Origin of the sequence: Nocardia sp. NPDC023852 (assembly GCF_040639505.1) — a bacterium.
Classification (GTDB): domain Bacteria; phylum Actinomycetota; class Actinomycetes; order Mycobacteriales; family Mycobacteriaceae; genus Nocardia.
Map to the genome: position 1 here is coordinate 44,532 of NZ_JBFAAB010000022.1, position 14,984 is coordinate 59,515.

The window sequence follows — 14,984 nt, forward strand, 5'->3', positions numbered from 1 at the left end:
AGTTCTGAAATAGAAGCAGGAGCTCGGGTGCCCGGGTGTGATCGAAAGGGTGACGGTGGAGGATACGGCTGGACAGCGAATCGTTCTGATCACGGGCGCCTCCCGCGGCATCGGCGCGGAGACCGCGCGGGTGCTGGCCGCGCGTGGCGATCATGTGGTCGTCAACTACCGCGAGAAAGCGAAGCGGGCCGGGGCCCTGGCCGACTCGATCAGGCATGCGGGCGGCAGTGCGTCGATCGCGGGAGCCGACATCTCCGACGCCGACTCCGTCCGTGCGCTCGTCGGGGGGATCGTCGAGGAGTTCGGCCGCCTGGATGTGCTGGTGCTCAACGCCTCTGGCGGGCTCGAGTTGCACGCCGGACCCGACTACGCCATGGCGCTCAACCGCGACGCACAGGAACGACTGGTGCGACTCGCAGTGCCGCACATGCCGTTCGGCTCCCGTATCGTCTTCGTGACCAGCCATCAGGCGCACTTCCACGGTCGCAAGCCGGTCCCGGCCGAGTACGAGCCCATCGCCGCGAGCAAACGTGCGGGCGAGGACGTGCTGCGCGCCATGATCCCGGAACTCACCGCCCGCGGAGTTGCCCTGCACGTCGTCTCCGGCGACATGATCGACGGCACGATCATCGTCCAACTCCTGGAGCGCCGGAACCCCGACGCCGTCACGGCCCGGCGCGACCACGGAACCCTGCCGACGGTCACGGAATTCGCCACCGCTGTCTCCTTGGCCACCACCAGTCCCGCCGATCCGGGCCACACCACGTATATCGGCGGTCAGGACTACCTCGACGGGCGAGAAATAACCGTCTGAGCAGCTGGGCGTGCGCGCGGAGATTCCGGCGCGGCTCCGTCGTGGGCGCCGCGTCACCTTGCCGCCGCGCCCACCTCTGCACGCTCGCCGTTGGACGCTTGATACCCGATCGGGTCGGGTGCCGGGCACCGGCGCCCCCGATGGCCGGGCGAGCTGAAAAGGACGCAGGCAGCCCGTCGGCGGCTGCGGAGCAACCAGTCGATCGGCCAGCTGCGTGTAGTGCGCGGCAACGTCACTGCCTCTGGCGCCCGTCTCAGAGTGCTGCGGGGACTCGACCTCTCGATCGAGTCGATGACGCCAACGAGCGGCAGGCGAGGACCCATTCGTCAACGGTAGGTTGACGATTGGCGGATCGTCAACTAATAGTTGACGCGAGCGGCGGTAGACGCTCGAGGGAGCTTCTGCTGATACGGAACAGACCTAGGAGTGGCAGTGACAGATATCGAAGATGCGGCGCAGCGCCTCGGCGAGACGCAGGTCAAGCGGGTGGTTGTGGTGGGCGCCGGTATCGCCGGCCTAGCTGCTGCGCTGAGGCTTCACCAGGAGGGCTGGGAAGTGCTCATAGTCGAGCGTGCCCAGGCTCGTCGTAGCAGTGGCTACCTGGTGAACCTGCATGGAGCGGGATACGACGCCATGGAGCGGCTGGGGCTGCTATCGGCGCTGGCTCCGCGCGATATCGGCTTCTTCACCTCGGTCGTGGTCCGGGCCGATGGCCGGGAGAAGTTCACGGTGCCGGCTGCCATCGCGCAAGCCGCTGTCGGCGATCGGGCGCTGAGCGTCTTTCGTGGTGATTTGGAGTCGGTACTGTACGCCGCCGTGGCCGATGTCGTCACAATCCGTTTCGGCACCACCGTGCAGGCCATCACCCAGAATGCCGACGAGGTCCACATCACGCTGAGCGACGGCTCTTGCGTACAAGCCGAACTCCTCGTCGGCGCCGACGGCTTGCACTCCCGAATTCGCGAACTCGTATTCGATACCGAGACCGATTGCCTGGTGAACCTGGGACACATGGTGGGCGCGTTCCCGCTGGCACAGGTTCCCGAGCAGGTACCGGAGGGAGTCGGCACCACATTTATCGGGCCTGGACGCACGGCGGCGGTGATGAACTTGGGCCCGGGCCGATCCTCGGCGTTTTTCGCCTACCGCAGCCCTGATCCGGAGGCCGAATCGACTCTTGGGCCGGTATCGGCGCTCACCGCGGCCTTCGGAGATCTGGGCCGGGGCGTCTCCGATGCGCTCCGCCAGCTCGAGGCCGACTCCGCGTCCGCCTACTTCGATTCCGTCAGCCAAGTCGTGATGGACCGATGGAGCCATGGCCGAGTCGTTCTGCTCGGCGATGCGGCCTGGTGTGTCACCGTATTCGCAGGCTACGGCGCGGCCCTCGCTCTGGACGGGGCCGACCGGCTCGGCGCCGCCGTGGCCGCCCACGCCGGCGACATCCGCACAGCACTGGTCGAATGGGAAGCGTCCCTGCGTCCCGAAGTTCGCAAACGACAGGCATTGGCCCGCAAGGGAATGAGCCGGTTCGCCCCACCCACCAGAGCTCACGTCTGGGCCGGCGAACTGATGCTTCGCGCCATCCAGCTCCCCGGCCTTCGCGGCCTGGTTCAACGCTCCGTCCAACGCGCGAACAATTAGGCCCGGTATGTGCGGATGCCGACGGTGAGTTCGTCAAGCGCTACTTCGCGTTTCGACTCGGGATCATGCTGGAGATCGCGTCCGTGGATCAGCGGAGCGGGTTCAGCCGTGGTGTGGCGGCGCGGCTTCGGTCGGCGGACGGTTCGGCGGCTGCCTGCCGGAAGCTGGGCCGCCGCGTCGCCGCGTCGCGCCTGCGCGACCGCGAAGCGTCGTTTGCCCGACTCGCCCAACGTTGGCTGGCGTGTCGGCTCGGCTGGGAATAGTTCCAGTAAATCGCTTTCCTTCGGGGGATATCCTACTGTCACTGGGTGTTTGCTATGACTTCAGTGGTGGAGCGGACACCGGCTTTGTGATCGATGGGCGTGTCGCATTCGCGGAAGTGGGTGAAATCGACGCGCTGCGTGCCGGTCTCGGTCACGCTTGGCTGGTGTGGCTGGTATGGGAGGTGCCGGGACACCGGCGAGACGGGGCGTCGAGGACGCGACCGGCGGACGTGCGACCGGATCGCGCGCGCCCCGGTCGGGATGGGAGCGCTGCAGTGCCACAAACGGCCGACGACCGGGCGATACCCGGAAAAGAACTGCTGCTGGCGGCATTCCGCGGCCTGCCGCACCTGGATCACCCCATGTTGGAGGTGGCGGGGGAACTGGCCCAGCTGCACCAAGTCCGCGAGCACACCCCGGCCATCCGGTCCGGCAAGCTCGACCGGCGGCGACTACAACTGGCGCGTGGCATCGACCGCTGGGTCACGCTGGCCACCCCGATTCCGGATTCCCGCGTGCCCGAACATTCCGAGACCGTGGGAAGGATGGTGGACCGACTGGCCATGCTCACAACCCAGGCGTTCGTCGTCCTCGGGTACGCGCCCGAAGCGGTCTTCTACGACGCGTGGATCCAGATCGACGAATTGGCGGACGGTTACCAGGATTTGATCGATGACCTCCTCGCCGGAGCCCGGCGACTACCCGAGGGGCGCTACGACCGCTGGTAGTTATCTGCCGCGCCCGAAAAGCCGGAACGAACGAGTTCGCCGCCGCGGCAGCGTGGCATACACCATGGTCATGTCGGCGAACACTTCGGCTTCCCGCTCGCGGTCGGTCCCGAATTCGCTGCGGCCGAGAACATGTTCGATCGAGTGCGGTGATATCGACGGCAGGATGACGGCCAGCGCGGGCGGCAGGGGACCGCTGCGCTCCCCATCTTTGCCGTGACCGAGCAGCATGTGCCCGATTTCGTGCAGGATCATGTGGTCCGCGTTGCGGCCTGTCGCGTCGGCGTCGTACACGATGATGTCGTCGTGTTTACGCGCTACCCACAGACCTCCTCCGCCGCATCCCGTATCGGCCAGCATCGTTGTGGGAACGGGATGCAGGCTGATCGAGCGTCCGCGGTGCGCGGCCACCGCGGCGAGATACGCGGTCACGTTCCACGGGTTGGGGAGGGGCACCGTCCGGGTCGCGTCCCCGAAACGGGCGTCCATGCTGGTCATCGGCGCCCACCTTACCCATCGGTCAGCGACTAGTCATCTGCTGATCCGGACAAACCGTCTGCGCCTGATTCGCTGGGGAATAACGTAATCCATTACTTCGCCGGTGGTTCGGTAGCGAGCGGCTGCGCGCGCATCGAGCGGATGGCCAGGTAGTTCACGCCACACAGTGCGATCCCGATGGCCAGTAGGACACCCGCGATGACGTACTGCTCGATATTGCGGTCGGTGAACGGCGTCACCAGAAATCCACAGGTGAGTGCGCCGAGTACCGGCAGCGCTGTCGGCGTGTGGAAGTGCTCGTGCGTCACATGATCTCGGCGCAGCACCAGCACGGCGATATTCACCACGGTGAACACGGCGAGCAGCAGCAGCGCCGTGGTCCCGCCGAGTTCGGGCACCTCGCCGACGAGCACGATCAGGCCGAGCGCGAGCAAAGTGGTGAAAACGATGGCGATGTACGGTGTTCTGCGCGTCTCGTGCACCCGGCCGAACGGCCGCGGGAGCACACCCTGCCTGGCCATGCCATACATCAGGCGGCTGGCCATCAGCATGTTGATCAGTGCCGAGTTCGCGACGGCGAACATGGTGATGTAGGCGAAGATGTATGTCGGGAAGGCGGGCGCGCCGATCTCGACCACCTTCAGCAGCGGGGTGTCGCCCTGGCCGAGCTGTTCGGCGGGAACCAGCGCGATCGCGCTGATCGACACGAGAACGTAGCCGAGCCCGGTGATGGTCAGCCCGACGAACAGCACTTTCGGGAAGATCCGGCTCGGCTCCTTGCACTCCTCGGCCATATTCACCGAATCCTCGAAGCCGACCATCGCGTAGAACGCGAGGGTCGTGGCGACGACGACGCCGCCGACCGCGGTCCGCTCACCGGTGTCGAACTCGACGATGCGCCCGAAGTCGCCGTCGCCGACCCCCAACGCCCAGCAGCCGATCGCGATGACGATCAGCAGTCCGGTCAGCTCCACGCAGGTGAGCAGCACGTTGAGCTTCACACTTTCACTGACCCCGCGCAGGTTGATCGCCGCCACCGCCGCGATGAACACCAAGGCGGTCACTGTGACGGCGGCTCCTGTGCCGATATCCAGATCGAAGGCCTCGGCGAAGTTCGCCGCGAAGGCCCGCGAGGCGGTCGATGCTGAGGTGATCCCGGAGCTCATCACCGCGAACGCGACCATGAAGGTGAGGAACTGGATGCCGAACGCCTTGTGCGTATACAGGGCCGCTCCCGCGGCGTGCGGGTACTTGGTGACCAGTTCGAGGTAGCTCATGCCGGTGATGAGCGCGACCAGGAACGCGACGAGAAACGGCACCCACACCGCGCCGCCGACCTCGTTGGCCACCTTGCCGGTGAGCGCGTAGATGCCGGTGCCGAGAATGTCGCCGACGACGAACAGCAGCAGCAAGCCCGGGCCCATCACACGCTTCAGTTCCGGACCGGAACCCCCAATGACATCGGACATGGGTGTACCTCCCCAGGCAGCTGAGCCGGGGGTACCCATCGCGCGGCGGAATAGTCGCGTGAGGTGAACCGAACGCGCCGCTCGCTCGATGTCTTCACCAGAGCGGGGTGGTCTTCTGCGGGATCTCCGACTCGTTCCGCGCAGGGCTTTCGGGCGCCATGGTGTTGTTCGCGGTGCCCGTGGCGAACGGATACCGAAGAGCGGGCCGGGCCTAACCCATCCGCGTTGCGGCGTCGATGATCATGGCCGCCGAGTCGCGTGGGCTCAGTGCCATGGCGCGCAACTGGTCGAAGATCACGCCGAAGCGGCGGATTTCGTTGTGGCCCTCGATCAGCTCGTCGCGCCCGATGCCCTCTACATAGACCAGCTCGGGGTCGGCCGGATCGTGGAAGTCCAGCATTGTGAATGAGCCTGTCATGCCGGGATGGGCGCCCGCGTCGAACGGCAGGATCTGCAGGATCACGTTCTTACGCTTGATCTCCAGTAACAGCCGGTCGAGCTGGCCGCGCATCACCGCGGGCCCGCCGATCGTACGGCGGATCGCAGCCTCGTCCATGACCACCCAGAGCTCGAGCGGGTCCTCCTTGGAGAGGTTGGCGGCGCGGTCCATCCTGGCCTTCGCCCTGCTCTCCATGACCGACGCCTCCAGCTTCGGCATCGAGGTGTCGATCACCGCCGTCGCGTACTGGTAGGTCTGCAAAAGCCCCGGGACGATGGAAGTCTGGTAGTGGCGGGCCGAGAGCGCCTCGGACTCGAAGTTGATGTAGGCCGCGTACACCTCCGACACGCTGCCCTCGTATGCGCGTGACATGCCGGGCTTCAACGCGTCCGATAGCAGCTCGAGCGCATCCTCGCGCTGCTGGCCGCCGATGCGGTACAGATCGAGCATCGCCATAAGGGTGCGGCGCTGCGGACGGGCCTGCGCGGTCTCGATCCGATACAGCGTGGTGACGTTGATCCCGGTCTGGGAACTGACCTCTTCCTTGCTGAGCTGGGCCTGTTCGCGCATCTCCTGCAGCATCGCCGCGAGACGTCGTAACCGGACGGTCAGGACGGTCCGCTTGCCTGCCATCAGAACAACCCTTTCGGTCTGCGCACTGGATAGAACGCGGTGTGGCGTTGGTCTATGGAAGACCATACGAACGTGCCGAAATCTGCTACGGAGGTGTGGTCTCCGCATCAGAGACTACCTCCAGTGATCCACGTTATGGTCAGTATTTCGGGCGAAGATGATGGTCACGGCCGCACGATTTCGGCGGGTGCCTTCGGAACGACGACCGGCCGCGGGTTCTGCGGGATCGCTCATGGCCCTGCATGTTCGACTCGAATCACCTGGGCGGTGGAATGCGCGGTCGGTAGTGTGCGGCCGGCATTCTCCGTGGGACTGCCGTGTGACGATGCGCGGGATGTCCGATTCGGTGCCCGAACGCCCCAGGCGATCGGCGTTGCTCGCAGCTCTCCCGGTCTTGGATACTCCGACATCGGCCTCGCAAACGCGGCGGGTTGGGGAGGCCAGCCGCTCGGCGCATCGTCCAGTGCGACAAAATTGCCCATGGTTCGATTCGGCGGTCGCTTTGATCATTGCAGCAGGTAGTAGGGTTGTGATCTAGTATGCGGAATGTTTGCTGGAAGCGTAATCTTCACTGCGTTCAGGCGCTGATTCGTGCTGCTGGCGATGGATAACCGATAGGTGACGGGAATGGATCATCTCGCACTGAGAAACGCTGACGCGATCGACCGTGTCGTGGCGGGCAAGCCGCAGAGTGTCGGTACTTTCCGCTTCTGGTTCGCCGATCAGAGGTGGGAATGGTCGGACGAAGTCGCCGCCATCTACGGCTATGCCGCCGACGGCACGCAGCCGAGCACGGAGTTGCTGCTGTCGCATCGACACCCCGATGACCACGAATGGGTGGCGCAGTCCATCGCGATCACCGTGCAGACCGGCGAGCCCTTCTGTGGACGCCATCGGGTCATCGATACGTCCGGCCATACCCACCACGTCATCGTCGTCGCCGACCGCATGGTCGATGATCGGAACGTGGTTGTCGGTACCAGCGGCTACTTCGTCGACGTGTCCGACGCCTTCGAGGAGAACCGGCAGCAGATCCTCGACGCCACATTGCCCGGACTCGTCGAATCGCGGGCGGTGATCGAGCAGGCCAAGGGCGTGCTGATGTTCGTCTACGGCATCAATGCCGAGCAGGCGTTCGGGGTACTGCAATGGCGCTCCCAGGAAACCAACACCAAGCTGCGGACGCTGGCGCAGCTGCTGGTCTCCGAAATTCTCGCCATGGGTGGTGGCCCGGCCTCGCTGCGGACCAGCTTCGATCACTTGCTGCTGACCCTGCACGCCGACCGAGCCGGATCGCATCGAGCTCGGGTGGTCGACCCGTCGGCTCGGTGATAGACCTCGGTTAGGGCAACTCCTCGGGTCGCAACCCCGCCCGCCACCGCCGGGTGAAATGGCCGCCACCTCCGGCGGCCTTCAGTGATCGGCCGTGTCGCGCATCAGGGGCGTTGTCGGTCCTTGTTCCGGTTTCAATCGCTGACGCCGATTTGCGAACGCCGGGTATCGGAACCGCCGGGACGGGACGAAAACCCGCGGAGATCCGCGCTGTCGGCCGCTTCGCCGCGATAGGGAACTCGGCGCCGGCTAGGGATCAGGAGATGGTGCCGGTGTGGATGTTTCGGCGTCGTCGGCGTCAAATGCCTAGTGCACCAAGGCGGATAGATATCGATGTCCTGGGTTTTCGCGGATTGGGCTGTGCTGCTCGCGTCATGTGAATGACAATTCAAGGGACGTGGTCACCGCGGGAGGGAGTCGTTGTGGGCAGTGAGTACACATCGGCGCTCGAGCGGGAGATCGCGAACATGCGTTTGCAGCACGAGAGGTTGCTGCGCGCAGGGCAGCGGTGGTCGCTGCGCGGGTTGTTCAGTACACCCGACTGGGACATCGTCGACTATTGCCGCGATTTCCGGCCGAACCGGTTCGGTCAGGAGGCATGTGCCGAAGTCGAACGGTTCTGCCGCGCGCACGGGATCTGGCTCGAGCCTGGCGGCGAGCACTACAACAGCATGACGCCCTACCTGCATCCCGGGGCGATAAATGCCGAGCGGATGACGATTATCGGTCTGTACAACGCAATCCTGTTCTGGCTCAACGACACCGTCGGCCGGGAGAAGTTCGGGCACTTGGACGGCGCCGCGCAGGCGCTGGCATGGGTGGCCATAGACCGGCTGTGTGAGCTACTGCGAACTCGGTCGGCGCCAGTGGATCCGACCGAGTTGGAGATATCGACGTCGTCGTTTCTCGCGATGCTGTCCGACCTCGCGGAACCTGCTTGGCTCGACCGTTTCATCGCCGTCACCATCGCGCACCTGCGGCCCGCGATTCGGGATCAGAACGCACGTGCGCGAGGGGGACTGCTCGGGGTCGCGGAGTACATCGATCTCAGAGCCCAGGTCTCGGGCATGTACCCGGCGATCGCGCTGTGTGAATTCGGTCGAGACGACTACCTGCCCTGGGATCGGATTCGGAAAGCCGGTCTTGCCGGCGACCTCCGCCGTATGCGGGTCTTGGCGGTGGAGATCGGTGCGTTGATGAACGACGTGTTCTCCTTCGAGAAGGAGTGCATCGTCGATTTGGCGGATTTCAACCTGATCCCCGTGGTCATGTTGAACCATCCGGGGTGGATGCTGGAGGATGCCGTGCGGCACGCCGCCGAGATCGTGCGTGCGAAGCTCGTGGAATTTCGAACGGTAGGTGCGACCGCCGCTGAACGATGCGATCGCATGAGGGCGATCGATTCCGAGCTCGCGGCGACAATGTCGACGCATTTCGAGGACCTGGTCGGCTGTGTTCAGGCGACGTGGGTGTGGCAGATCAAGACGTTGCGGTACAAGGGTGCGTCGGTCTTCGCGGAGAACAACCTGGCGTAATCCCGCTATCGCCAACCATGGGAATGGTCGAAGGTGGAAGTTTCTCGACGTTCTTGCATAAAGGTAGTTACGATGCGTCGGGGGCTATAGCGACCAGAAGGCGAGGGGGTTGCGGTGGAAGGGATCGAGTTCGGCACTCTGGCGGACTTGTGGTGGCGTTCGCTCCAGTCCGTCACCGGTCGATCGGTGTCCGTACCCGACCCGCAGGTTCTGCTTCTGAGCCTGGTCGAGGAGCTGGTCGCCGGCCTGGAGACCGAACAATTCGACGCGAGCGTCGGCATTCGCATCGGTTCGGCGCTGGTAGTCGCCGGGTTGGTCGATCCGGATGTGCCGAGTACATCCGCGCAGGTGCTGTACCGGTTGGCCGAGCGGAGTTCCCCGGAGACCGGCCCACGGCTGGCGGCGCTGCTCGCCGCGATCGGGCAGGGTTACGAAGCCGAACTGCAACGGCGCCGTCCAGGGCAGCACGCCGACGAGACTGCCGTGTGGGAAGCGGACCGTGCCGCCGACGCGAGGTTCCGCGCGGTCTTCGACAATGCGGCGATCGCCATCGCCATCGGCGACACAGACGGCACGCTGCTGGATGTCAACCGAGGCCTGGCCGACATCATCGGCGTGCCGATCGAAACCTTGCGAGGCATCTCCGTCTACGACTTCGCGCATCCCAAAGATCGGGACGGTATCCGCACGCTCGTCTACGAGAAACTGGTCCCGACCGGGGAAGGCGCGGTGAAGCTGGAACAGCGGATTCGTCGGGCCGACGGCAGCTATGGGTGGGCGTCGTTCGCCATCACCTTCGTCAAGGGAGCCGACGGACAAAGCGACTATCTGCTCGCCGTCGGCGAAGATGTCACCGAGCAGCACCGGATGCGCGAGGAACTGCACTGGCAGGCACGCCACGATCCCCTCACCGGACTGCCGAACCGGCGGCATCTCATCGAGCGGATCGACACGATGATCGTCGACGCCCACGACGGGGACCGCGCGGGCCTGTGCTTCATAGATATCGACCGCTTCAAGCACGTGAACGACCGCTACGGCCACGGAACGGGAGACCAGATCCTGACCGCGGTGGCAGCACGTCTGCAGGAGAGCGTGCGCGGAACGGGGGGTCTGGTCGCAAGAATCGGTGGTGACGAGTTCGTGGCGCTGGTCCCACCGCCTGCGAGCGACCACCGGGTCGCGACCGTAGCGAACAGCCTCGTGGAAGCGTTCGTCGATCCGATCGCCGTAGGCGACCGACGCCTACACATGTCGATCAGCATCGGGGCGGTGGTGACGACGGTCGCGGGCGCGGATGCCGAGTCACTGCTCGACGCCGCCGACACCGGGTTGTACCGCGCGAAGGCCGATGGCAAAGGCCGGTGGGTACTGCACATTCTCGACACGGACCAGACCCGCGGACCGCAACCCGTGCCGTGAGTTGTGGTGCGCGATTCCACCGTTCCGGTGGCTGAGCGGCCCGCAGCGTTTCGTCCGGGGCAACCCTTATCAGCTGTCCAGCACCTTCCGCAGGAAAGCCTGTGGGACACTCGGCCAACTGTCTTTCCAATCACCTGCTCGCAGGTCGTGCTCCAGGGCACGAACCAGCGATGCGATCCACGGGCCCTCGTCGTGAAACGGCCGAATCAGGCCGACGTCGGCGTACTTCGCCAACACCGGCACAAGGGAGTCTTCGGCCGCGTCGAAATTTCCGGACGCCGCTAGGCAGGAGGCGAGCAGTAGCTGTGCCTGCGCCGCGGCTCGTGGGCGTCGGGCGGCGTCGATGGAATCGTGCAACGTCGAGGCGCGCGCGGCGGCGGCTGTGATCCGCCGGGGCATTCCGGATCGCATCAGCATCCGGATCGCGGAATCCTCACGCAGTTCCGCGGCCAGTATCGCGACACCACCTTCGCCCGCCGCTGGTTCGGTCACATAAGTGCTGGTAAACCGGAGCCGGACCTGCTCGTTGGCGATGCGGGTGGCCAGACGTGGCAACTTCAGGGCTTGTGCGGCCTCGGCGCCTTCGTCGAGGCGTCGCGCGGCGGCGTCGCGGTGTCCGCGCAGTGCCTCGATCCGGGCACCCGTCGCGTAGCTTGCCATCATGAATTCGACCGGATTGCCCTCGGTGCCCAGTCGACCAGCCTCGTCCAGAAGATGTTCGGCCTCGGCGAGCTGGTCGCGCTCGTACAGCAGCTCGCCGAGCAGAGCGCCGGCCAAGCGCGCGGCATAGGACTCCGGGCCCGAGTTTGTGGTGGCGACCTGTAGCGCCGTGCGGAAGCTGTGTTCGGCGGCGGCGATATCGAGTTGTTCACGCGCGGCGATGCCCACCAGGCTATGGCTGTACATCAGGCTGAACGAGCTGCGGGTCTGCTGCTGGTAGGGCGCGGCCCACTCGTGCCATTCACGGGATCGGTCGTAGTCGAAGCGGCAGATCGCCGAGAAGGCGGCGAGGTTCGCGGCCGCGCACAATGCCCACGGACCCAACGTGTCGGTGTGCGCCAGACAGTCGGTGACCGCCGCGTCCACACCCTCGAGACGGTCGGCGAACGCGCGCTCCACACAGTCGATGAGGTTTGCCTCGCGGGAGAGGTCCGAGTCGGCTGCCGCCCCTTCAGCCGACTCCCGCACGAGCCGCAACGCCGCATGGGCCTCGGTGGGCCGGCGCAGGAGTACGTGGGCCCACGCGACTCCCATTTGGAGCCACGGACGTGCGCAGGCGGACGCCGGTGGAAGTTTGGCGACCAGGCCGAGATATGTCGCAAGCTGTGCATCCTGCACAAGGTCCCGGGCTTTCGCTTCGATGATGTCGACAGCCCGTTCGTCATCCCCGCAGGCGAGCGCGTGATCGATGGCCTCGCTGAGCATTCCGTGGTCGCGGAACCAGGTGGCGGTCGTCCGATGGAGTTCGTTCACTCGCTCGGGATGGTCACGTCCGAGTCGCTGCCGGAGGAACTCTGCGAACAGGTGGTGGTAGCGGAACCATTCATCGTTCTCGTCGGCCCGGCGCAGGAACAGGTTGCGCCGTTCGAGGTTCTCCAGCACTGACTGCCCGTTCGGTTTGCCGGTCAGTGCGGTAGCCAGGCTGCCGCAGATCCGCTCGGGAACTGATGTGGCGAGCAGGACGTCGCGCAATTCCGGCTGCATCGTGTCGAGCACGTTGTCGGCCAGGTATTCGGCGATGGCGTGATGTCGCCCGGTGATGTCGCTGATCAGCGCCGCGGCGTCGGGGTGCTCGCGCAGCGACAGCGAGGCGAGTCGCAGTGCGGCGATCCATCCTTCGGTGCGGTCGCGCAGCGCGGCGCTCTCGTTGTCGGCGGGCGCGAGACCGCCTTGCCCGGCGAGGAACGCTTTCGCTTCGTCGACGTCGAAACGTAAAGCCGTGGCGTCGATTTCGACGAGTTCGTTATGAACCCGCATGATGCTGAGCGGCAATCCCTCGTGGGAACGGCTGGTGATGATGATCTGCAGGTGGTGACAACCCCGCTCCACCAGAAAGCGGAAGGCGGCGATGGTGGCCGGCGCGGTGACCCGATGCCAGTCGTCGATGACGACGGCGAACCGTTCACCACGGTTGTGAATGGTATCGATCAGAGTGGTGAGCACATAGCGCGAGATTCCCTCGTCCCCCTGTTCGAGTACCCGAGCGAGGTCGGGCACCAGCGTGGGGCACGCCCGGTTGAACGACTCGATCAGGTGCGCGAGGAACCATAGGACGTTGTCGTCGTCGCGGTCGGCGTTCAACCATGCCACCGTGACCCGCTCGGTCTCGGTGAGATACTCGGCCCACTGGGCCGCCAGAGTGCTCTTGCCGAACCCGTCCGGAGCATGAATGAGGGCCAGCCGCGGCCGCGGGTCCCTCCGCAGAACATCGATCAGTCTGTCGCGCGGAACCAGCGCCCGGCCGGACCCGGCTTCGGGGGCGGGCGTGGGGCGGCTGGTCGGAACCGAGAGCGGCGGGCGGCGGATCTCGGGCGGACGCGCCTGGTGATCGTCTGCGTGGACGCGCAGGACCATCTCCTCCACCGGCTCGCCATGGGCGCGCTGGACATCGCGCAGCAACTCACCGAACTCGGCCGCCGACCGGGGACGGTCCGCCGGACGGTGCGCCATACCGGCTTCGATGGCGGCGCACACGTCGTCGGGAATGCCCTCGGGCCGCAGGTCGGGAAGTGGGTCGGCGGTGATACGGAGGAACTGCGCGACGATCTGCTCACCGGAGTGGCGCTCGTAGGCCGCGTGGCCGGTAATCATGGCGAACAGCGTCGCGCCGAGTCCGTAGACATCGGAGGCCGCCGACGGGTTGCCGGTGCGTAGCACTTCCGGTGCGGTGAACGCGGGTGACCCAGTCACCACACCGGTGATGGTCTCGAATCCGCCTTCGACGCGGGCGATACCGAAGTCGGTGAGTTGCGGCTCCCCGTAGTCGGTGAACAGGACGTTGCCCGGCTTGATGTCGCGGTGCAGGATCCCGGCCCGGTGCGCGGTCTCCAGGGCTCCGGCCAGTCCGATCGCTATCGGGAGAGCATCGTTCCAAGTCAGGCGACCTTCCTGGTGGATACGGATCTCCAGTGAGCCGTACGAGTAGTACGGCATCACCAGGTACGGCTGCCCGCTGCGGGTGGTGCCCACCTGCAGTACGGGCACGATGTTCGGATGCCCGGACAGCACACCCATCGCCTGCTGCTCACGGAGGAACCGCTCGACGTTCTCCGGCTCCGACTCCGGCCTGGCGGTGAGGACCTTCACCGCGACGTTGCGACTCAGTGCCCGTTGCCGACAGCGGTAGACCACACCGAAACCGCCATGTCCGATTACTTCGGGGTCGTCGAGACCCGCGTCCTCCAGTTCCTTCTCGATAGCTGGAGGCCGGTCGCGCTGTGTTGTGAACGGGTCTGAACCGACCATGGCCCTGCTCTGTATCGGTATCGGCGATCCCTGTGATCGATTTCCAGTTTATGCCTGGCGAACCGCCGAATCGGCCCGATCAATGCAAGCCTTCCGAATTGCGGCATGGTCATGTGGCGAGGGCTGCCCGATGCGACCTCGTCCATCGACCGGCAGGCGCTCGCCGAAGCTGATCTCGTCATCACCAGGGCACGTCGAGAACGGGGTATGATCGCCGCCGATCTCGACCCCGCGACTTCCAGCTCGCGGTGATGGGGATGGTCGTCGCCCCACTGCTGCTGTCCGGTTCGTGAGTTGTTCGCCATGGACGTGCAGTCAGCGGAATTCGAGCAATACTTCGGCGAATATTCGAGCAACACTTCGGCCAACAGTTGCGTCGCATTCTTTCCCCTCTCAGCCGCTCACCATCCTGCGACCGGGCGCCTTCGCCGCCAACGCCCGAACCTGATTCCCCCACCCGCGAGCCGAACACGTTGTGCGCCTGCCTTTCCCGGAGTTGAGCCGACCCCGATCCACGAGGCCGACACGGCCGCCGCGGCTATCGCCGCACTCGACGATCCGGGCCACATCGGCAAGATCTATCCCCTCACCGGGCCCGATCCCTGTCGCATCGGCAGCAGGTCGCTGCCATTGCCGCCGCACTCGAAGAACACGTCGAGTTGGTCGAGCTGAGCCATGAGGAGGCGGCCGAGTTCTTCTACCGTCCGGTGCTCGACCTGTGGACCGAGGGTGGAATGGGCCCGAG

Annotated in this window: 11 protein-coding genes; 7 read left to right on the top strand and 4 right to left on the bottom strand. The window is 65.5% G+C overall.

Going from position 1 to position 14,984, the window contains the following annotated elements; genetic code table 11:
• Window positions 1-49: 49 nt before the first annotated feature.
• From AB0H00_RS24775 to AB0H00_RS24785, 3 genes are all read left to right on the top strand, one after another.
• Entirely contained in the window at window positions 50-814 is a 765-nt protein-coding gene (locus tag AB0H00_RS24775; protein WP_357270491.1) for an SDR family oxidoreductase, read from the top strand.
• Between the two features lie 432 nt (window positions 815-1,246).
• Entirely contained in the window at window positions 1,247-2,455 is a 1,209-nt protein-coding gene (locus AB0H00_RS24780) for an FAD-dependent oxidoreductase (RefSeq protein WP_357270494.1), read from the top strand.
• Window positions 2,456-2,993: 538 nt separating this feature from the next.
• Window positions 2,994-3,446: a hypothetical protein gene (locus AB0H00_RS24785; RefSeq protein WP_357270497.1), complete on the top strand. Its 453-nt coding sequence runs from the start codon at window positions 2,994-2,996 to the stop codon at window positions 3,444-3,446.
• Here the strand turns inward: AB0H00_RS24785 and AB0H00_RS24790 are convergent, their stop codons facing one another.
• The 3 genes from AB0H00_RS24790 to AB0H00_RS24800 all read right to left on the bottom strand — a co-directional run bounded on the left by AB0H00_RS24790 (window position 3,447) and on the right by AB0H00_RS24800 (window position 6,485).
• Window positions 3,447-3,944: a hypothetical protein gene (locus tag AB0H00_RS24790; RefSeq protein ID WP_357270500.1), complete on the bottom strand. Its 498-nt coding sequence runs from the start codon at window positions 3,942-3,944 to the stop codon at window positions 3,447-3,449.
• Window positions 3,945-4,036: 92 nt separating this feature from the next.
• Window positions 4,037-5,413, bottom strand: a complete 1,377-nt coding sequence (locus AB0H00_RS24795) for an APC family permease (protein WP_357270502.1) — start codon at window positions 5,411-5,413, stop codon at window positions 4,037-4,039.
• A gap of 211 nt (window positions 5,414-5,624) precedes the next feature.
• Window positions 5,625-6,485 (bottom strand): helix-turn-helix transcriptional regulator, encoded by an 861-nt coding sequence (locus AB0H00_RS24800; protein WP_357270505.1) that lies wholly within the window; start codon window positions 6,483-6,485, stop codon window positions 5,625-5,627.
• A 627-nt stretch (window positions 6,486-7,112) separates the two neighbouring features.
• Between AB0H00_RS24800 and AB0H00_RS24805 the strand changes: the two genes are divergently transcribed.
• The 3 genes from AB0H00_RS24805 (at window position 7,113) to AB0H00_RS24815 (ending at window position 10,774) form a co-directional block, all read left to right on the top strand.
• A complete protein-coding gene (locus tag AB0H00_RS24805; protein ID WP_357270508.1) occupies window positions 7,113-7,817 on the top strand; it encodes a PAS and ANTAR domain-containing protein in 705 nt (234 codons plus the stop codon).
• A gap of 422 nt (window positions 7,818-8,239) precedes the next feature.
• Window positions 8,240-9,352 (top strand): terpene synthase family protein, encoded by a 1,113-nt coding sequence (locus AB0H00_RS24810; protein WP_357270511.1) that lies wholly within the window; start codon window positions 8,240-8,242, stop codon window positions 9,350-9,352.
• A 114-nt stretch (window positions 9,353-9,466) separates the two neighbouring features.
• Window positions 9,467-10,774, top strand: coding sequence for a sensor domain-containing diguanylate cyclase (locus tag AB0H00_RS24815; protein ID WP_357270514.1), 1,308 nt, complete (start codon window positions 9,467-9,469; stop codon window positions 10,772-10,774).
• A 69-nt stretch (window positions 10,775-10,843) separates the two neighbouring features.
• Here AB0H00_RS24815 and AB0H00_RS24820 read toward each other — a convergent pair whose 3' ends face one another.
• Window positions 10,844-14,239: a protein kinase gene (locus AB0H00_RS24820; protein ID WP_357270517.1), complete on the bottom strand. Its 3,396-nt coding sequence runs from the start codon at window positions 14,237-14,239 to the stop codon at window positions 10,844-10,846.
• A gap of 105 nt (window positions 14,240-14,344) precedes the next feature.
• On the opposite strand from AB0H00_RS24820, the gene AB0H00_RS24825 reads away from it, so the two are divergent.
• Complete coding sequence (locus AB0H00_RS24825; protein WP_357270520.1) at window positions 14,345-14,491, top strand: hypothetical protein; 147 nt, start codon at window positions 14,345-14,347, stop codon at window positions 14,489-14,491.
• Window positions 14,492-14,984: the final 493 nt, after the last annotated feature.